Here is a 20427-nt window from a genome sequence, read left to right on the forward strand (position 1 = left end):
CAGCGGATAATACAAAGGAAATGGACATGAGTGGGCGTTATCCTCGTGAGTCCTGGGCCACGCGCTCGGAGATTTTTTCCAGTCATGGCATGGCTGCCACCAGCCAGCCCCTGGCCACCCAGGCGGCCTTGCGGGTCCTGCGGTCGGGGGGCAGTGCGGTGGATGCGGCGATTGCCGCCAATGCCGTGCTGTGTGTGGTGGAGCCCACCGGCGCCGGCCTGGGGGGTGATCTCTTTGCCATGCTTTGGGACCCCAATGAGAAGGCCATCACGGGCCTGAATGCCAGTGGCGGGGCCCCAACGGCTGGGACCCGCAGCTGGTTTGAAGGCAAGGGGCATGAGCGGATCCCGGATCAGGGCCCGCTGTCGATCAGCGTGCCGGGGGCGGTGGGCGGCTGGTTTGCCCTGCATGAAAAGCACGGCCGCCTGCCCATGAGCGAGGTCCTGGCCACGGCCGTGTCGCTGGCCGAGGAAGGCTTCCCCGTCAGCGAGGTGATTGCCGAGGAGTGGGCGCGTGAAGGCGAGCGCCTGGCCGAGCAGCCGGGCTTTGCCGCCACCTTCCTGCCCTCCGGGCGTGCCCCGCGCAAGGGCGAGCGTTTCCGCAATCCTGCCCTGGCCCGGCTTCTGGGCCAGATCGGCGAGAACGGCGAGCAGGTCTTCTACCAGGGCCCGGTGGCCCGCAGCATGGCCGAGACCGTGCAACAGGCCGGCGGCTTGCTGGCGGAACAGGATCTGGCCGGCTACAAGGCCCAGTGGGTGGAGCCGGTGAGCGTGGATTTCCAGGGCAAGACTGTTTGGCAGCTCCCGCCCAACGGTCAGGGTCTGGTGGCCGCTCAGATGCTCAAGCTGCTTGAGCCCTGGGACCTGAAATCGGCCGGCTTCGGCAGTCCCGATCACGTCCATCTGCTGGTGGAGGCCAAGAAGCTGGCCTTCGCCGACCGGGCCCGCTTCTACGCCGACCCGGATTTTGAACGGGTGCCGGTCCAGGGCCTGCTGGACGAGGCCTATCTCAATGAGCGCCGGACCCTGATCGATCCGACCAAGGCCGCTCGGAGCGTGTCCGCCGGCGAGCCCCGGCTGGATGCCGGAGATACCGTCTATCTCACCGTGGCCGACGAGAGCGGCATGATGGTCTCCCTGATCCAGAGCAACTATATGGGCATGGGTTCCGGCGTGGTGCCGGTGGGGCTGGGTTTCTCCCTGCAAAACCGGGGCGCCCTGTTCAGCCTGCAGCCGGGCCATCCCAATGTGATTGCCCCGGGCAAACGCCCCTTCCATACCATCATGCCCGGCTTTGTAACCCGCGATGGCGAACCCTGGCTCAGTTTCGGCGTCATGGGCGGGGCCATGCAGCCCCAGGGGCAGGTGCAGATTCTGCTCAACCTGCTGGTCTTCGGCATGAACCTCCAGGCCGCCGGCGATGCCCCCCGCATTCGCCACGACGGCAGCGCCGGCCCCACCGGCAAGACTGCCCCCGAGGATGGGGGCGTGGTCAATCTGGAGCCGGGCTTCCCGGAGGGCACCGCCGAGGCCTTGAGCGACCGTGGCCATCAGGTGCGTGTCGGGCAGGGCCATTTCGGCGGCTACCAGGCGATTGCCTACAATCCGGTGGACCGCCTCTGGCGGGGCGCCTCGGAATACCGCAAAGACGGCCAAGCCAGCGGCTATTGAATCCACCTGTGGGAGGGCCATATGGCCCTCCCACAGCCCCTATTCCTTCCCGCAGTCGGTAACCTTAGCGATCCTTCGTGTCCTTCTGCCTTTCTTCATGACCTTCGTGGCTGGTTTTCAATACAAAAATCCAACACGAAGGGCACGAAGAAAGGCAGAAGGACACGAAGGGGTAGTTTGTGGGGCAGGGCGAGCGTGGTGTTTTCTAAACGCAGAGGGCGCAGAGAATCCGCAGAGGGCCACAGAGCAACAAGAATTCTCTGCGGCCCTCTGCGGATTCTCCGTGTCCTCTGTGTCACAAAAACCGAGCTCAGACACATCCGAGCCGTCTCTATATCCCCTGCGGTGTCTGTAAAGGGATTGCTGGGGGAATCCCGGCTAGCCGCGGGTTGCTCCGAGGCGGTAAAATGGCCTGTTCTTTCCCGCAAACAGGTCAAACCGTTCCATGGCGTCCATACGCGTTCAGGGTGCCCGCACCCACAATCTTCAGAACATCGACGTGGAAATGCCCCGCGATCAGCTGATCGTGATCACCGGCCTGTCCGGTTCGGGTAAATCCTCCCTGGCCTTCGACACCATTTACGCCGAAGGCCAGCGCCGCTATGTGGAGTCCCTGTCCACCTATGCCCGGCAATTCCTGTCCATGATGGAAAAGCCGGATATCGACGACATTGAAGGCCTGTCGCCGGCGATTTCCATCGAGCAGAAGTCCACCTCCCACAATCCCCGCTCGACGGTGGGGACGGTGACCGAGATCCACGACTATCTGCGCCTGCTCTATGCCCGGGCCGGCCAGCCCCGCTGCCCGGATCACGACATCACCCTGGATGCCCAGACCATCAGCCAGATGGTGGATCAGGTCCTGACCCTGCCGGAAGGGACCAAGTGCATGCTGCTGGCGCCGGTGGTGGATCATCGCAAGGGTGAGCATGTGCAGTTGATCCAGGAACTGCGGGCCCAGGGCTTTATCCGGGCCCGGATCAACGGTGAGGTGGTGGAGCTGGATGATCCGCCCAAGCTGGATCTGCGCCGCAAGCACACCATCGAGGCGGTGGTGGACCGTTTCCGGGTGCGGGATGACCTGGCCCTGCGGCTGTCGGAATCCTTCGAGACCGCCCTGCGACTGGCGGACGGCAGTGCCCAGGTGGCCTTTATGGACGAGCCCCAGCGGGCGCCGCTGATCTTCTCCGAGAAGTTCGCCTGTCCCGAGTGCGGCTACAGCTTGAGCGAACTGGAACCCCGGCTGTTCTCCTTCAATAATCCCAACGGCGCCTGCCCCAGCTGTGATGGCCTGGGTGTGAACCAGTATTTCGATCCGGACCGGGTGGTGCGGGACCCGGAGCTCAGCCTGGCCGGCGGTGCGGTGCGCGGCTGGGACCGCCGAAATCCCTATTACTGGCGCTTGATCAAGGCCCTGTCCGCCCATTACGGCTTTGATCCGGACACCCCCTTCAATGAGCTGTCCGAGGATGTCCGCCAAGCCCTGCTCTGGGGCAGTGGCGAGGAAGAAATCGGCTTCGAATACCCCAACCCGGGGGGTGGCACCGTCACCCGACACCATCCCTTTGAAGGGGTGCTGCCCAATATGCAGCGCCGCTATCACGAAACCGAATCCAGCATGGTGCGGGAAGAGCTGGCCCGCTATGTCAGTAGCCGCCAGTGCCCGGAATGCCATGGCAGCCGTCTGAACCGTTCCGCCCGCCACGTCTTCGTGGCCGACCGCACCCTGCCGGACATCGCCCGGCTGTCGGTGGGCGAGGCTACCGGTTTCTTCAAGGGCCTGAACCTGCCCGGCAAGCGGGGCAAGATTGCTGAAAAAATCCTCAAGGAGATCATCGAGCGCCTGGGATTCCTGGTGGATGTGGGCCTGGATTACCTGAGCCTGGAACGCAGCGCCGAGACCCTCTCCGGCGGCGAAGCCCAGCGGATTCGCCTGGCTAGTCAGATCGGCTCTGGCCTGGTGGGGGTGATGTACATCCTGGATGAGCCTTCCATCGGCCTCCACCAGCGGGACAACAAGCGCCTGCTCAACACCCTGTTCCGCCTGCGGGACCTGGGCAATACCGTGATCGTGGTGGAACATGATGAAGAAGCCATTCGCAGCGCCGATCATGTCCTGGACATGGGCCCGGGGGCCGGCGTCCATGGTGGCCGTGTCGTGGCCCAGGGCAAGCCGGAGACGGTGGAAAACGACAGTGCCTCGCTCACGGGCCAATACCTCTCCGGGCATCGGCGCATCGAAATCCCCGAAAAGCGCAAGCCCTTGGAAAAGGGCCGCCACCTGGGTATTCGCGGCGCCCGGGGCAACAATCTCAAGCAGGTGGATGTGGACCTGCCCCTGGGGGTGATGACCTGCGTTACCGGCGTGTCCGGCTCCGGCAAGTCCACCCTGATCAACGACACCCTCTACAAATTCCTGGCCCGGGAAATCAATCGATCCAGCGTGACCCCGTCTCCCTGTGATGATATTGAAGGCCTGGAGCAGATAGACAAGGTCATCGACATCGACCAGAGCCCCATCGGCCGCACCCCGCGCTCCAATCCGGCCACCTACACCGGCCTGTTCACACCCATCCGGGAACTGTTTGCCGGCACCCAGGAAGCCCGTTCCCGGGGCTACAAGCCGGGCCGTTTCAGCTTCAACGTCAAAGGTGGCCGTTGCGAGGCTTGCCAGGGTGATGGCGTGATCAAGGTGGAGATGCACTTTCTGCCGGATGTCTATGTCCCCTGCGATGTCTGCAACGGGGCCCGCTACAATCGGGAGACCCTGGATATCCGCTACAAGGGCCTGACCATTTCCGAGGTGCTGAATCTCACCATTGAAGATGCCCTGGATTTCTTCGAGGCGGTGCCCACCCTGAAACGCAAGCTGCAGACCCTGATGGAAGTGGGTCTAAGCTATGTGCGTTTGGGGCAGAATGCCACCACCCTGTCCGGCGGCGAGGCCCAGCGGGTGAAGCTGGCCCGGGAATTGTCCAAGCGGGATACCGGCAAAACCCTTTATATCCTGGACGAGCCCACCACCGGTCTGCATTTCCATGACATCAAGCAATTGCTGGGCGTGCTGCAACGGCTACGGGAGAACGGCAATTCCGTGGTGGTGATCGAACACAATCTGGACGTGATCAAGACTGCCGACTGGATCATCGATATGGGCCCCGAGGGGGGCAGTGGTGGCGGCATGGTGGTGGCCACCGGCACTCCCGAGGACGTGGCTACCAACCCGGCCTCCCACACCGGCCGTTTCCTGGCGGACGTCCTCGCCCAGACCCATCGCCAGGCCGCCGAGGCCAAATCCTGAATCGGCTTACTCCAGATACTGGACCGAGAACCATTCCCGGTTGTCGGTCCAGCATCGTTTCACCGTCCAGCCGGCCTGGGCGGCCAGTGCTTCAAACCCCCGGAAGGTGAATTTGTAGCTGGACTCACTGAGAATGTATTCCCCTGCCTGAAAATGGAAAGCCTGCCCGCCCACGGTGACCGTCTGTTCTCGTTCGCTGACCAGATGCATTTCAATACGGCTTTGGGCCTCGTTCCAGACAGCCCGGTGACTGAAGGCGTCCAAATCAAAGTCGGCATCCAGCTCCCGGTTGATGCGTCTCAATAGATTCAGATTGAATTGGGCCGTGACCCCATCATGATCGTTATAGGCCTTTTCCAGGATCATGGGGTCCTTGCGCAGGTCCACGCCGATCAGCAGCCCGCCGTTGTCATCCACCTTGTTTCGCATGGTCTTTAATAGCTCAACGGCATCCTCCGGGTCGAAGTTGCCGATGGTGGAGCCGGGGAAGAAAATCACACTGCGTTGAGGAGGCTGCTCCGGCTTGGGGATTTGAAAGGGACTGGTGAAGTCGGCGCAGACCGGCAGGATGGGGATATGGGGAAATTCCGCTTCCAGACGTTGGACCGCCGCCAGCAAGTGATCCTTGGAAATCTCAACGGGCACATAGGCGGCCGGATTACGAAGAGCCGCCAGCAGGGTTCGGGTCTTGAGGCTGCTGCCACTGCCCGGTTCAATCAGCAGCACTGACTCGCCCAGGGTATCCCGGATGGCATCGATATGCTCATTGAAGATCTGGAGTTCCGTGCGAGTGGGGTAGTACTCGCTTAATTCACAAATGCGGTCAAAAAGACGGGAGCCTTCCGCGTCATAGAAATACATGGAGGAAATCCATTTCTGCGGCGCGGACAAGCCTTCAATGACCTCGGCCAGAAACGTCTGGGCGGAGGGTTGCTGATCCTGCAGGGCATCCTTTTTCTTCTTGCTTATCATGGTTTTTCCAATCCCTGTCCAAGGGGGTTATGGGCCAATGCCGACGGTGTTCGTCGCGGTCTTTTGCCGGGCCGGGCCGCAGCCCTTCAGCCCGGCAAATCCTTGGCCAATCGGATGCCGCTGAATTGCCAGCGGCTATGCGGGTAGAAAAAGTTCCGGTAGCTGGCCCGGATATGGTCCTGCGGGGTGGCGCAGGAACCACCCCGCAGGACCATCTGGTTACACATGAACTTGCCGTTGTATTCCCCCACCGGGCCCTTGGGTGGTTCATAGCCGGGATAGGGGGCATAGGGGCTGGCGGTCCACTCCCAGACATCCCCGTAGAGCTGGCCCAGTTTGCCACGGTCTTTTTCAAGTCCCCGTGGCTGGAACAGGCCGTCATCCTGGAAGTTACCCTGGGGCGATTGCTGGCGTGCTGCTAGTTCCCATTCCGCTTCCGTGGCCAGGCGATAACCGGCCCAGCGAGCGAAGGCTTCCGCCTCATAGAAACTGACATGGCAGACCGGGGCGTGGGGGTCCAGCGGCTGGGGCCCGGCCAGGGTAAAGAGGGTTTCCAGGTCCTCGCCCCAGTAAAGGGGCCGATTCCAGCCCTCATTCTGGACTGTGGACCAGCCATCGGACAGCCACAGGGCCGGGTCTTGATAGCCGCCGTCGCGGATGAAATCCCGGTACTCCCCATTGGTGATTAACCGGTGGGCCAGGGTGTGGGGACGGATCAGCACCTGATGTCCGGGGCCTTCATTATCGAAATGAAAATCATCACCCTGATAGCCGATGCTATGAATGCCATCCACGCCGGCATGGAACTGCAAGGCCTCGGGCGGGCTTGCCGTCGATGGTGCCTTGTCATGATAGGCCGGCCACAGGGGATTGCTCCCCAGCACATGCTTGATATCGGTGAGGATCAGTTCCTGGTGCTGCTGTTCATGATTGATGCCCAGTATCACCAGCCGGGCAACGGCCGGCTCATCACCCCGCTCACGGATCAGGGTGGCCATGGCCGCATCCACATGGGCCCGGTAGTCGAGAATCTCCGAGACCCCTGGGCGGCTGAGTAGACCCCTTCTCGGGCGTTGAAACATCTGCCCCAGGGTGAAGTAATAGGAATTGAACAGGTAATCAAAGCGAGGATGGAAAACGCGATAATCCGGGGCCAGTTCCTGCAGGAGAAAGCGTTCAAAGAACCAACTGGTATGGGCCAGATGCCATTTGCTTGGACTCACATCCGGCATGGTCTGGACGGTCATGTCCTCGGGTGAAAGGGGCTTGCACAGCTGTTCACTCTGGGCCCGCGTGGCCTGGAAGCGGCTCAGAAGGTCTTTGCCGGACTCGCTGGCGGTCACTGACTGAATGACGCTCATGGTGGCTCCCGGTGATGGTCAGCGAGTGAATGGTCAGATTAGTCAGGGCCGCAGGGGCTGTCAAAAAGACCGTCATGCATTGAGACGGGAATTCGCTGATTGAGGTTCAATCGCCAGCCCTGTTCGGTGATCAGCCGGCCATCATCTTGCAGGTGCAGTTCCTCCGTGGCTTCAAGACGATGGGTTTCAATACCGCTTAAACGCGCGTCGTCTATGGATCTTAGAACGGCGGTTACCCCGGTTTCCCGGGGCGACCATTCCAGCTCACGCCAATGCCCCGATGCATCCTGCCGGATACGCAGGGCCACGTTGTCCTGGCGACTGCGGAGGCGAAACTCGCTGTAGTGGGTAGTGTCGTCATGGACATCGGTCTGGTGACTGAGAACATCAATACCTTCAAGCCGGTCCTGCAAGTGATCACGGCTTTCTTCACGCAGTTGGCGCATCACCGCGGCCTCGCGTGAATCCCGGGCCGATGGGCGGTGTTCGGTTTCGCTCAGCAAGGCCCGTAGACGATCCACATGGGCCCGGGTAATGACCTGATCGTGACGGTCGGAGGCGGCGCCCAGCAGGGACTGGTTGGCGCCCGGACCTTCACTGCGGATCTCCAGGCGATCCTCCCGGGGACTGATCAGCCAGCAACCCCCCTCGGGGTGATGGACCCGCCAATGGCGGCCGCTTGCCAGGTCCAGTGCCAGGGACTCCGTGGGTACTGCCGGCAGAGTCCTGTCCGGATCACTGAGCAGGCGCCGAACATCCCAGGCCCGAAAATGCCGGGTGGTGCTGGCAATGATCAGCCAACGATCCTGTTCCGGCCACCAGGCGATTTCCGTGGAGAACGGACCAAAGCCTCCCTCATGGCCGATTCGTTCTCCTTGGGCATCCTCGCTACGGCTGAGACCCAGTCCATAGGCTTCTCCACTGGCGGTGGTGAGCCGCGCCCGGCGCCAATTGGAGGCCAGTTCGGCCATGGGTTCCGCCCCTCGAATCAGCATGAGCAGATCGATCAGGCCATGACTATCGCTACTCAGGCCACCGGCGCCGATCAGATTCCAGCCTGGTTTGCCCTCGGGCCAGGCCCGTTTACTGAAACGGCCCCAGCGATAGCCCAGCTCATACGCCGTCGCCTCCACGCTGCCCGCCGGCCCCCGGCCCAGATGCACCGAATTCATTCCCGCAGGCTGGAACAGCCGGGCTTCAAGCAGGCTGGCAAAATCCAATTCCCCGGCCCTTTCCGCCGCCGCGGCCGCCAGGTTGTAGCCCAGATTGGAATAGATGAATTGTTGCCCCGGCCGCGCCAGGGGCTCGCTGCGCCAGACCCGCTGTTCCAGGGTGGCCCGGTCAATGGCTTCGAATTCGGGTGGGCCTTCAGCGCCCGGATGGCGCAGCTGGGCCGCCAGACCGGATTGATGACTCAGCAATTGTTCCAGCGTCATGGCGCTCATGGTCCCGGGCACCCCGTCGAAATGGCGGGGCAGGGTATCGGAGAGGGCCAGTTGGCCATCCGCTTCCATACGCAACAGCAAGGCGGCTGTGAGCGATTTACTCAAGGACAGCCAGGGCAGGCGGGTGTCGGGACCAAAGGGCAGGCGGCCCTCCCGGTCTGCCCAGCCCAGGGCATGAAGCTTGGTAAGCTGATCCCCCTGACCTTCGATGATCAGGCCGGAAAAGCTCCACTTGCCCAGCTGCGCCGCCACCGAGTCCGATGCGGCTTCGGAATGGTTGGCTGAGGCGAGCGCCGGAAGGGCAACCAGGAACAGTGCCAGTAGCAGAAAACCGGGTGTGCGCACACGCTGCATGGTGATGACCAGGGCTTGATGTGGGTAGGGACCAGTTTAGCGCCTGCGGGCGATTTGTCGCCAAATGGGTTTCGCCCCTTGACGGGAAGGCCCGTGGACGGTTTAATACGCCCCTTCCCGCAGGCGTGTCCCGCGTCCGTGGTCGAAAAAGTCTGCTTTGGATACGGCCAGGTAGCTCAGTCGGTAGAGCAGGGGATTGAAAATCCCCGTGTCGGCGGTTCGATTCCGTCCCTGGCCACCATTCTTGATTCCCCCTTTTGTACTTGTCAGAGCCTTCGACGCCGATGTTGAGGAAGTCGAGCCCATTGTTAAGTGGCGTTCGCCACCTCGACAACCCCAACGAATCAAGCCGTGAAGCCCTGAAAACTGAGTGGGCGGTGAGCTGGCTTTGGCTTCGTTCAGGATGGCTGAGAATTGTCATTTTCAGGGGGATAGGTGCATCCGGGCCGCTCTCTGAGTACACTTGGGCGGTGTCCGGCTGATCTAGCCGTCATGGGATGCAGATTCGTTCTGCGATCGTTGAGGGCCTTTCATGGAATCCATTCTGGTCATTGAAGATAACCCGGATACCCGCGAGTGGCTGGTGGCACTGGCCCGGGAGGCGTTTCCGGGGGCCGTGGTGGATGAGGAAGCCACCCTGACCGGGGCCAAGAGCCGCCTGGACGCCGGTTATAATCTGGCCTTGGTGGATCTGAGCCTACCCGATGGGAGTGGCGTGGATATTCTGGTGGATATCCAGGGAGACTACCCCGACACCTTCGCTGTGGTCACCACCATCTATGATGACGACCGGCATCTGTTCGCGGCCATCCGGGCCGGCGCCAAGGGCTATCTGCTCAAGGACCAGCCGCGCGAACGCTTGGTGACCCAGCTCAAGGGCATTGCCCGGGGCGATCCCCCCTTGTCTCCGGGCGTCTCTCGCCGCATTCTCCGCTACCTGGCCGGCGGTGCCCGCCGTTCCGAACCCGATGCCCCGAAGCTGACGGATCGGGAGATGGAAGTCCTGAGCCTGCTGTCCCGGGGCTTTAATCGGCATGACATCGGCAAGGCGCTGGATATTACCGCTAACACCGCGGCCGGCTATGTGAAATCCATTTATCGCAAGTTGCATGTGTCCGGACGGGCCGAGGCCATTCGCGAGGCGATTGGCTATGGTCTGGTGGGAACGGGCCACAACGACAATTGATGCTGGGTCGCGAGGGAGACAGATGACGGCAGCTGCTCCGTCACCAGCCCGCCGCCGCTCCGTGAGCATGGCTCCCTTGCCCATGCTCGCCTGCATTCTCGTTGCCGGCCTGGTGGTGATCGCCCTGAGTCTCGTGCTGGCTTTGCGCGGACCCTGGTTGGGTGTCACGGTAGCCCCTTCGGAGGAAGCGGGCGTGGTAGTCACTCGGGTGATGGAGGGGTCACCGGCGGAGGAGACGCTCGAGGTTGGCGACCGAATCATCGCCGTGGGGCATGCCCCCTTTCTTCTGTCCCTGAACGATTACGACCCCACGCTTGAGCCCCATACCCGTTACAGCTTTGCCGCTTACAATGATTATCTGGTTTTTCAGGGCCTCATTCATGAGGCCCTGTCCCAGGAGCGCGTCACCCTGAAGACGGATTCCACCCAGGTGGAAATTCAGCCCCGGGACTTACGTCCTCTCGGGTCCCTGCCTCTGGATTTCTGGCTATTCCACCTTTTCGGTCTGATGGCGCTCATGATCAGTGCGGCTGCCTGGGTCTTTCGCCAGGGAGAAAAGGCGCCCGCCTTTCTGGCCTTGTCCGGTGTGGGTTTTTTCATGGCGACCGGTGCCCATGCGGTTTGGGTTGGCCGGGAACTGGCCCTGTCCACGCCCCTGTTCGACACTCTGCTGCGGATCAATCATGTGGGGTTGGCTTTACTGCTGGCCGGCTTGATTTGCCTGCTGTCCAACTATCCCCGGCGGGTGCCTCGGGTGGGGCTGTTGCACGGAACCCTGGCAGGTCTTGTCCTGTATCAGCTGAATGAAAACCTGCAACTGCTGGATTTGCCTTGGCATACCTTCTATCTGCCTTTGATGGCTTTCTATGCTGTCGCGGTGTTGCTGGCGCTGCAGCAATGGCGCATGTCCCGTCATGATCCGGTGGACCGGGCCGCTCTGAAATGGATATTTCTGTCGGTGTTCCTGAGCATGGGCGTGGCAATGGTGATTTATTTTGTGCCCACCCTCATGGGGCAGGAGCCATTCTTCCCCCAGATATTCATTTCCGGTTTCGCGGTGACCCTGTACGTGGGCTTTGCCCTGGGGGTGGTGCGTTATCGACTCTTCGATCTGGACCAATGGTGGTTTTTGGCCTGGCTGTGGTTCCTGGGCGGCTTGCTGGTGGTGTTGATCGACCTGGCGCTGGTGGTGTTTCTTGGCCTGGGGCATGTGGAGGCGGTGGGCCTGGCCGTTCTATTAGTAGCCTGGGGCTATCTTCCCCTGCGGGGATGGATTTGGTCCATGCTGACTGGTCGGCCCCGGCGGGCAATTGAAGAGAAACTGCCCGGGCTGGCGGAATCGATTGTCCAGGCCCGGGGGCTGGAGGGGGCCGATCAGCGCTGGATTGAAACCCTCGAGTCCCTGTTCAACCCTCTCTCCGTGCAGACCCTTGAAGGGCCCGCCGAGGCGGTGGGCATTCGGCAATACGGTGCCGAGTTGATGGTGCCCAGCATCGGAGACGGCGCGGCCTACTGTCTGCATCACGCTGAAAATGGTAGCCGCCTGTTCAGTAGTCGGGATGGTCGTACTGTGGAGTCCCTGCTCACGGTGGCGCGGCGTTTGTTCCGGATCCGGGAAGCCGAGGAGGCAGGGGCCAAGAACGAACGCGCCCGCATCATTCGGGATCTGCATGACGATGTGGGGGGGCGAGTATTGGCCCTGATTCACTCCGCCACCACTGATCGGCAGGCGGAGTTGGCCCGCAAGGCCCTGGATGCCCTGCGGGATACCATCGTGGCCCTGGACGATAAGGGTAGTACCAGCTTGGATGATGTGCTGTTCGACTGGCATGAGGAGGCGGCCCAGCGGGCCGACGCGGCCGATGTGACCTTGCGGTGGGAAAATCACAGTGGCGATCTGGCCGAGGCGGCCCTGAGCCCCCGCTACCGAATCAATCTGCGGCGAGTACTGGACGAGGCCCTGACCAATGCCCTGCGCCATGCTCAACCCGAGTGGGTGCGGGTTCGTCTGGAGGCAGTGGAAGGTGGCCTGGAAGGCTCGGTGGTGAATAATGGTCTGCCCGAATCCCTGATTGAGAGCGGCGAGCTGCGCCCCGGTCGCGGTTTGTATCATATGCGCACCCGCATGGAGGAACTGGGTGGGCAATTACAGACATCCATCCGTCGGGAAGCCGGACAGGACTGGATGCTCGAGGTGCGTTTTTCCCTGCCACTCGCCGTCTAGACGAGGACGAGCCCCCTCTCTGGTGCACCCCATGTGGGGGGTGGCGGATTCACGGCAATGCACTAAGCTGAGAGTGTCGCTTGAGGGCTTGGATGCCCGGGGCGGCACGGCGAATGAGGTCCATGCTGTAACAGTGGAGGGGAGAGGGTAAGACTCCGTCAACTGGGTACTGAACGCGGGTCGCCTCTCGAAATCGGCACCATCGGTGTCGGGTCGCGTCAAATGGCGCGGGAAGCAACGCCCCGGCTCGGCCGGGGCGTTTTTTTTTTGGCGGGGTTGCATGGTGTCAGTACTCGGGCCAATGCTCGTTCAGTTTGGCCTGGGGTAGTCGGATTAAATCCTCGAAGTCGGCCCCTTCAAGCGGTCGACTGAAAAAGAACCCCTGTACCAGATGGCAATTTTGCTGGCGTAGCCAGCGTAGCTGTTCCGCAGTTTCCACTCCTTCCGCCACCACATGCAGGCCCAACTCGTCGGCCATGGTGATGGTGGCCCGGGCAATGGCCGCTTCTTCGTCGCTGCCGGCCACGTTGCGGACAAATTGCCGGTCCAGCTTGAGAATATCAATGGGGAGCTGACGCAGGTAACTCATTGAGCTGTAGCCGGTACCAAAGTCATCCAGCGCCAGCTGCAGGCCGAGGGATTTGAGCTCCCTCAGCAAGGGGATATGGTGCTCCGGATCATCCATCACCAGACTTTCGGTGATTTCCAATACCAGATTCTCCGCCGGCAGACCGCTGTCCCGCAGAATCTCCTGTACATCCTCCAGCAGATGGTTGCGGTCGAATTGCCCCACCGACAGGTTTACCGACATATAGAAGCGGGATTCGGTCACGCTGAGCCAGTGGTGTGCTTGCCGACAGGCTTCCGCCAGCACCCATTTGCCCAAGGGACCAATCAGTCCTGTGTCCTCGGCCAGGGGGATGAATTCACCCGGCGAAATGGGGCCGAGATCCGGATGGTTCCAGCGGGCCAGTGCCTCCACCCCCACCACCCGGCCTGTGCTGGCATCCACCTGAGGTTGGTAATTGAGATGCAATTCATTGCCATTAAGGGCCTTGCGCAGGGCCGATTCCATGGAAAGGCGTTGCATCGCCTGATGATGCATTTCGGCCTGGAAGTACTGATAGGTGTTGCCACCGCGCTGCTTGGCGCGAGCCATAGCCAGGTCCGAATGCTGTATCAGGGCTTCGGCCGAATGGGCATCATCCGGGAAGAAGGCCACGCCAATGGAGCAGTTGATCCGCAATTCATTGTCATCAACGGTTAGCGGCTGGTTGATGGCCTGGATCATCTGATCCAGGCGGTGAGACAGGCGATGCCGGGTGTCGGAGAGCGGCAGGCAGATCAGGAATTCATCGCTGCTCTGCCGGGCCAGTAAATCCTGGTCCGGCAGCAGACTTCTCAGTCGATGGGCGATTTCCTCCAGAATGGTATTACCGGCGGCATGGCCCAGGGAGTCATTTACAGCCTTGAAGCGGTCAATGTCCACAAACACCACGGCCAGGCGTTGGCCCCGCCGGTCTTGATCGCTGATGCGATGATTCAATTCTTCCCGGAACAGACTGCGATTGGCCAGCCCGGTGAGCGGGTCGTAGCGGGCCAGCCGATCCAGCCGGGATTCGGTCTCCTGCTTGGCAAAGATCTCATCGGCCAAGTCCTGGGCCATATTGGAGTATGAGAATCGCAGCTCCAGCAGGTCCGTGAGATTGCAACGGTTACACCAGACGGTGATCAGTAGAACGACCCCCACCGCCAGCATCATTACCAACAGGGGCAGACTGAATTCCCCCGCGCCAAACAGCAGCTGCAGCAGGTACGGCAGCGTGCTTATAGCGAAAAAACCCAGTACGAAACGAAAGTGGGAGGAAGCCGCAGCGGCTGCCAAGGCGTTGATCCCTACCAGTACCAGGGCCAGGCTGGCCTGGTAAGTAGGATCATCGGGGGTAAAGAAGATGAAACCGGCAAAACCCCAGGCGGTGGCTGCGAACAGTCCGGTTATGATGAATGTCCATTCCCAGGCCTCCAACTGGAGAGCCAGGCGGCTTTCCCCTCGCCAGTAAAACAAGAGTTGGGTGATGGCCCGACTGCCTTCCGCCAACAGGATCCAGATCAGAAACAGGTTAATTAGCCATTGGCTCGCCTTGTCGGCGAACAACAAGGCGGCCAGGCCCGCCACTACGAGCGCGGCCACATAGCTGGCGCGGTGGCTGTGGTAGAGGATTCGCAATCTTTCGGCGCGAACCTGTCGTTCTGTATCCGCAGTCATTCAGCAGCGCTCCAGCCGTTCATGTAAAGAAGGCCTGGGGAATGAGTGGCGCAAATTGGGCCGACGTCGACGCTTCCTGGCAGGAAGCGTCAAGCGGGGCAGGGAGGGACGACCATGGGTAACCCTCCTTATGTAAAGCCCGTGCCGCCTTCCATGAAATTAATTGGCTTACACGCGGCCATAAAAATCATCCATATCACTTGAGCACAAACTATCGCAAGGATGACCCAAGGCCAACCCCCTTGTGCTTGGGAGGTCCTGGAAGGGTGATGTACGGCGGCACGGCCATTCGGCATATGAGGTAGAATGCGCCGTTTTCAGGCATTCCGGCAGGAGAGCAACAGATGGCAGCCCGTGGGGAGACAAACCCATCCTGGAGAGAAGTGCTGGGCAACTGGATCGAGAGCCCCTGGCCTCGCAATTTCATCGTTGCCCTGATTCTCATCAATGCCGTCATCCTGGGTCTGCAGACCTCGCCCGAAGCCCGGGCCGTGGCCGGGGACTGGATGATCTGGATCAATCGCGTGATCGTGGCGGTCTTCGTGCTGGAGGTGGGCGGCAAACTATTGGCCTGGGGGCCGCGCTTCTTCCGTGATGGCTGGAATGTCTTTGATTTCCTGATTGTGGCTATTTCCCTGGTGCCGGATTCCGCTGGTCTGTCGGTATTGCGGGCCCTGCGTATCCTGCGTGTGCTGCGTCTGCTGTCCACCGTGAAGCATCTTCGGGTGGTCACCGAATCCCTGCTCAAGGCCATTCCCGGCATTGGCTGGATCGGCCTATTGCTGCTGATTGTTTTCTATGTGTTCGGTGTAATGGGCACGGAACTGTTTGCTGAGGACTTCCCGCGTCAGTTTGGTCATGTGGGCGCGAGTATGTACAGCCTGTTCCAGATCATGACCCTGGAGGGTTGGTCGGAAGATATTGCCCGTCCAGTGATGGAGGTCTATCCCTTTGCCTGGGTCTACTTCATTGTCTTCATCCTGATGTCCTCGTTCACGGTGCTGAATCTCTTCATCGGCATCATCGTCAATTCCATGCAGGAGTTGCACTGGACCGAAGAGGAGGCCAAGCAGGCGGAGCGGGATGAGAAGGCCCACCGGGAAAGAGAGCGCATGATGCATCTGATCGAGGAGCTCCACAGCAAGGTGGACCGATTGGAGCGAAGGCAGTAGCGGCACGCAAAAAACGGGGACAGCTTTCGCCGTCCCCGTTTGATTTATCCCTTATGGAGAAGGTTTATTCCTCCGGATAAAGGATCGCTTCCACCGTCTCCCGCCCCAGGGGGTGATAACCCGCACGGGCTTGTTCATAGATGGCTTCTGCTTTTTCACGCCCGGCATCGGTTTCCGCCAAGGCACTGTAGAGCGGACTCAGGAACTTCATCCGGCCCACCTCCATCAGGAATTCTTCCAGGCGGTCCATGGCCGGGCCGTAGTCATTGCGAATGGCAATCTCCAGCCAGGCGGCGGCAATCTCGTAATTGGCCGAGCCAGTCAGATCAAAGGCCTCGTCCAGAGCATCCAGCCGGGCCCGGGAGAGCTCCTCCGGTAGATTGTTGAGGAAATAGATCCACTGCAGAGCGTGCCAGTCAGCCTCCCGGATGTCGCTGATGCCGGCCTCGTCGGCCAGCCACTGTTCGCTCAAGGCATCCACCCGTTCAAAGGCTTCCGAGCGGGGCACCGGATAACCCTCCGGCATGCCGGGCTCATAAATCCACTCCCGGACGCGTTCCACCGACATCACATCTTCATTGCCTTCAATCAGGTTCTCCAGCAGATGCTCCTTGAACTGCTCGGTGGTAATGGCCTGGAAACCGAAACGGTCGAAATAGCCCCGCAGGAAATCATCCGTGGCTTCCCGGCCAAAGCGTTCCTCGATCTCGGTGATGAACAGCCGGCCCTTTTGGTAGGGGATCAGGCTGAATACCTCGTCGGCCGCGGCATCACTGAGATCAACGGCCAGAATCTGGCGCTCCTCGGGCAGGGAATCCAGGGCCGATTGCAGGCCCTGGTAGCCGATCACCGATTCCATGTCGGCCCGTTCCCGGCCATAGACGTCTTCCATGTTGCGGTATTCCATGTACACCGTGACGCCTTCGTTCAGCCACAGGTCCCGCCAGGCCGCATTGTTTACCAGGTTGCCGGCCCAGGAATGCACCAGTTCATGGGAGATCAATGAGGTGAGGCTTTCGTCACCGGCGATGATGGTGGGGGTGACGAAAGACACCCGCGGGTTTTCCATGCCGCCATAGGGGAAGCTGGGCGGTAGTACCAGCAGATCATAGCGGCCCCAGTCGTATTCCCCGAAACGGACCTCGGCCGCCTCCAGCATGTCCTGGGTCACGGCGAATTCCTCTACCGCGGCGTCCAGGTAGCGGGGCTCGGAATAGACCCCCACCTGGTCGCTGATGGCTTCGAAGTGGATATCCCCCACCGCCAGGGCGATCAGGTAGGGCGGCACCGCCTCCGGCATGTTGAACTGAAAGACCCCGTCCCGTTCGGCATGGGGGTCATTCTCGGCACTCATGAGGGCAAACAGCCCTTCCGGCGGGCGCAATTCGGCACTATAGGTGATGCGCACCTGGGGCATGTCCTGTAGCGGCACATAGCTGCGGGCATGGGTGGGCTGGCCCTGGCTGAACAGGAAGGGATGCTCGCCACCGGCGGTCTGGGCCGGATCCAGCCACTGCAATCCCGAGGCATCGGGGCTGGTGGTGTAATGGACTTTCACTTGTTCCGCGCCGGGGGGCATATTGATGTGCAGGGGAGCGCCCAGGTGCCGGTGGGCCTCGCCCATTTCAAAGTCGGTTTCCGTCCAGCCTTCGCCTTCGGGGACCTCCACCTTGTGAACATCCAGGGCCCGGGTATCCAGGGTCAGGGTCTCGGCGGTGGGCGTAATTCGGCGCACATCCAGTCGGGCCCAACCATCCAGCACCTCACGCTCGAAATCCACATCCAGGTCCATATGCACATGCTGGACCCGGAACTGGGTGGGGTCGGCATGGCTGTGGGGATCGGCCACCACGGTGGGGGCCTCCTGTTCCGGAGAGCAGGCAGTGAGCAACAGGCCCGCCAGGGCCAATCCGGGAATCATCTTGCGAAGCATCGGTCTCTCCCCCTCGATCGGGTCACCGTTGATGGATCAGCGTCCGGCCCGCTGAGGCCGGTGTCTTGTGAACGGTCAGTTTACATGCTCGGCCCGTCCGGGGCAGTGGTTCCAAGCGATGGAATCGGTACACTAAGGGCATTGCTCATTATGCGAGGCGCATCATGTCCAAATTAATCTATTCCCTCGGACTCTTGCTGGCTGCCCTCCTGCTGCTGGTGATTATCGCCTTGTTCATGCCGGCCCAGGTGACGGTGGAGCGGAGCTTGGCCATCCAGGCACCTCCCTCGCTGATTCACGATTACCTGATCGATCCCGAACATTTTCCGGACTGGTCCCCCTGGGCCCAGCGGGATCCGGCGATGGAGATTCATAGTGTGGGCGAGGATCGGGGCGAAGGCCTGATCCTGGAATGGCAGAGTGAACGGGAGCCCGATGGGCGCTATGAAGTACGCAATACCGAGGACGGTGCCTTTGTGGTTCACCATCTCAGTGTGGGGCCGCGCATGTCGGGGGAAGGGCGCTTTGAAATCGAACCGGAACGGACCCGGCAGCGGGTGACCTGGTCGGTGGACCTGGAAGCCGGTGCCAACCCTCTGGATCGGTATATGATCTATTTCCGCCAGGACGCCTTGGGGGAGTCCATGTTGAGTGGCCTTACCCACCTCAAGGTACGCACCGAGGCCGATCGCACGCCCTTCCCTGAGGAGCGGGATGACAGCCCGGAAAATGATTCGCCTTAGTCCCACAGCCGGGCCGGATCACGAGGGTGATCGGGGGACTATCAAAGCGATTCTTTTGGGTTACACTCCGGCTCGTTGCATCTACGGGATACTGCTTGAATGGACGAGGGACAGAACAACTTGGTGATGTGCCGGGAGCTGGGCCGGGATTACGGCGGACAGACCGCGGTTTCCTCGCTCAGCTTCTCTCTGGCACGCGGCGAGGTGCTGGGTTTTCTGGGCCCCAACGGGGCGGGCAAGAGCACCACCATGAACATGCTCAGCGGTTGCCTGGCCCCCAGCCGGGGCGAGGTGGAGATCTGCGGCATTGATCTGCTGGCGTCCCCCGCCCAGGCCAAGGCCCATATCGGTTACATGCCCGAGCATCCCCCCCTGTACCCGGAACTCACCGTGGACGAATACCTGCGTTTCGCTGCTCGTCTGCGAGGCCTGCCCCGGCGCCGCGTAAAAGCGGCGGTGGAGACTGCCCGTGAACGCTGCGGTCTGGCCGACGTCGGCCACCGGCCCATCGGCCAGCTCTCCCGCGGCTATCAGCAACGGGTGGGGATTGCCCAGGCCATCGTTCACGAGCCGGCGCTGGTGATCCTGGATGAACCCACCGTGGGGCTCGACCCCAATCAGGTGCGCGAGATTCGGGCCCTGATTCAGACCCTGGCGCGGGATCACGGGGTGATTCTTTCCACCCACATCCTGCCCGAAGTGGCAGCCGTCTGTAGCCGGGTCCAGATCATGGTGCGGGGGCAGCTGGTGTTTGAAAGCCCCATGGCCGAGCTGGGTGATGCAGGGGAGGGTGGTGGTCGCCTCAAGCTGCATCTCTCCGAACAGGCCGAGGCGGATCCGCTGGCCGGGTTGTCCGGTGTCAGCCGGGTGGAAACCCTGGGCCCGGGGCAGTTTCGTCTGCACCATGCCGGCAATAAGGAACTGGCTCCGGCCGTGGCCCAGCTGGCCGTGGACCGGGGCTGGTCCCTGTATCGCCTGGAACCCGAGACCCGGGACCTGGAACAGATCTTTGTCTCCCTCACCAGTGGCGAGGAGGCCGACGCCGCATGATGCTGGCCATTGCCGGACGTGAACTCCGCAGTCTTTTTCTCTCCCCCCTTGCCTGGACCGTGCTGGCGGTGACCGGTTTTATCCATGCCTGGGTGTTTCTGATTCAGGTGGATACCTGGGTGGATCAACTCCAGCCGGCCTTCGCCGGCCAGCCGGAAGCCCCCGGGGTGACCGACATGATCGCCGCCCCCCTGTTCGCCACCGCGGCCATGTTGCTGTTGCTGGTGGTGCCGCTGTTGACCATGCGTCTGATCAGCGAGGAACGCCGCAGTGGCACATTGCGCCTGCTGCAGTCCTCGCCGGTGGCCGTCTGGCAGGTGGTGATGGGCAAGTTCCTGGCCATCCTGGCCCTGCTCACCATCATGGTGGGCGTGGTGGCGCTCATGCCCCTGAGCCTGCAGATCGGCACCCAGCTGGATCTGGGCAAATGGTTGTCCGGTGCCCTGGGCCTGTGGTTGCTGGTGGGGGCTTTTGCCGCGGCCGGTTTGTATATGTCGTCCCTGACCCGCCAGCCGGTGATCGCCGCCATCACCACCTTCGGCCTGTTGTTATTGCTGTGGATGATTGACTGGGCCAGTCCCGGCGCGGAAGACGCCCCCTTGGTGGCCTATCTCTCCATCATCGGCCATTTCCAGAATCTCACCCGGGGCCAGGTGGCGCTGTCGGATGTGGCCTATTACCTCTTGTTCATGGGGCTATTTCTGGGCCTGGCCATGCACCGTCTGGATGCGGAACGTCTCAAGAGCTGAC

The 20427-nt window shown here is 61.5% G+C and carries 13 protein-coding genes and 1 tRNA gene; 9 read left to right on the top strand and 5 right to left on the bottom strand.

The window, feature by feature from the left end:
- The first annotated feature begins 20 nt into the window (after positions 1–20).
- The gene (ggt, locus tag J2T60_RS12595) at positions 21–1670 is read left to right on the top strand and encodes a gamma-glutamyltransferase (RefSeq protein ID WP_445376063.1); all 1650 of its coding nucleotides are present in this window, start codon (positions 21–23) and stop codon (positions 1668–1670) included.
- 445 nt (positions 1671–2115) lie between these two features.
- On the top strand, positions 2116–4971 hold the full coding sequence (gene uvrA / locus J2T60_RS12600; RefSeq protein WP_253450973.1) for an excinuclease ABC subunit UvrA: 2856 nt from the start codon (positions 2116–2118) through the stop codon (positions 4969–4971).
- 6 nt (positions 4972–4977) lie between these two features.
- On the opposite strand, the gene egtD is transcribed toward uvrA, so the two are convergent.
- The 3 genes from egtD to J2T60_RS12615 all read right to left on the bottom strand — a co-directional run bounded on the left by egtD (position 4978) and on the right by J2T60_RS12615 (position 9103).
- Entirely contained in the window at positions 4978–5943 is a 966-nt protein-coding gene (gene egtD, locus J2T60_RS12605) for an L-histidine N(alpha)-methyltransferase (RefSeq protein ID WP_253450976.1), read from the bottom strand.
- Positions 5944–6029: 86 nt separating this feature from the next.
- Positions 6030–7304 (bottom strand): ergothioneine biosynthesis protein EgtB, encoded by a 1275-nt coding sequence (gene egtB / locus J2T60_RS12610; protein WP_253450979.1) that lies wholly within the window; start codon positions 7302–7304, stop codon positions 6030–6032.
- A 38-nt stretch (positions 7305–7342) separates the two neighbouring features.
- A complete protein-coding gene (locus tag J2T60_RS12615) occupies positions 7343–9103 on the bottom strand; it encodes a serine hydrolase domain-containing protein (RefSeq protein ID WP_253450982.1) in 1761 nt (586 codons plus the stop codon).
- A gap of 165 nt (positions 9104–9268) precedes the next feature.
- Here J2T60_RS12615 and J2T60_RS12620 point away from each other — a divergent pair.
- The 3 genes from J2T60_RS12620 (at position 9269) to J2T60_RS12630 (ending at position 12513) form a co-directional block, all read left to right on the top strand.
- Positions 9269–9344, top strand: a tRNA-Phe gene (locus tag J2T60_RS12620).
- Between the two features lie 291 nt (positions 9345–9635).
- Positions 9636–10289, top strand: coding sequence for a response regulator (locus J2T60_RS12625; RefSeq protein ID WP_253450985.1), 654 nt, complete (start codon positions 9636–9638; stop codon positions 10287–10289).
- 22 nt (positions 10290–10311) lie between these two features.
- Positions 10312–12513, top strand: coding sequence for a PDZ domain-containing protein (locus J2T60_RS12630; protein ID WP_253450988.1), 2202 nt, complete (start codon positions 10312–10314; stop codon positions 12511–12513).
- Positions 12514–12799: 286 nt separating this feature from the next.
- Here the strand turns inward: J2T60_RS12630 and J2T60_RS12635 are convergent, their stop codons facing one another.
- Positions 12800–14779, bottom strand: a complete 1980-nt coding sequence (locus tag J2T60_RS12635; protein ID WP_253450991.1) for a putative bifunctional diguanylate cyclase/phosphodiesterase — start codon at positions 14777–14779, stop codon at positions 12800–12802.
- Positions 14780–15123: 344 nt separating this feature from the next.
- On the opposite strand from J2T60_RS12635, the gene J2T60_RS12640 reads away from it, so the two are divergent.
- Positions 15124–15951 carry an ion transporter gene (locus tag J2T60_RS12640; RefSeq protein ID WP_253450994.1) on the top strand — a complete coding sequence of 276 codons (828 nt, stop codon included), beginning with the start codon at positions 15124–15126 and terminating at the stop codon, positions 15949–15951.
- Between the two features lie 64 nt (positions 15952–16015).
- Here the strand turns inward: J2T60_RS12640 and J2T60_RS12645 are convergent, their stop codons facing one another.
- Complete coding sequence (locus J2T60_RS12645; RefSeq protein WP_253450997.1) at positions 16016–17884, bottom strand: M1 family metallopeptidase; 1869 nt, start codon at positions 17882–17884, stop codon at positions 16016–16018.
- A gap of 164 nt (positions 17885–18048) precedes the next feature.
- Here J2T60_RS12645 and J2T60_RS12650 point away from each other — a divergent pair, with 164 nt between their 5' ends.
- The 3 genes from J2T60_RS12650 to J2T60_RS12660 all read left to right on the top strand — a co-directional run bounded on the left by J2T60_RS12650 (position 18049) and on the right by J2T60_RS12660 (position 20426).
- Positions 18049–18627, top strand: coding sequence for an SRPBCC family protein (locus tag J2T60_RS12650; protein WP_253451000.1), 579 nt, complete (start codon positions 18049–18051; stop codon positions 18625–18627).
- A gap of 99 nt (positions 18628–18726) precedes the next feature.
- Positions 18727–19677 carry an ABC transporter ATP-binding protein gene (locus tag J2T60_RS12655; RefSeq protein ID WP_253451003.1) on the top strand — a complete coding sequence of 317 codons (951 nt, stop codon included), beginning with the start codon at positions 18727–18729 and terminating at the stop codon, positions 19675–19677.
- On the top strand, positions 19674–20426 hold the full coding sequence (locus J2T60_RS12660; RefSeq protein ID WP_253451006.1) for an ABC transporter permease: 753 nt from the start codon (positions 19674–19676) through the stop codon (positions 20424–20426). Before J2T60_RS12655 ends, J2T60_RS12660 begins: the two co-directional genes overlap by 4 nt.
- Position 20427 lies beyond the last annotated feature (1 nt).

The sequence above is a fragment of the Natronospira proteinivora genome (assembly GCF_024170465.1).
Taxonomy (GTDB): Bacteria; Pseudomonadota; Gammaproteobacteria; order Natronospirales; family Natronospiraceae; genus Natronospira; species Natronospira proteinivora.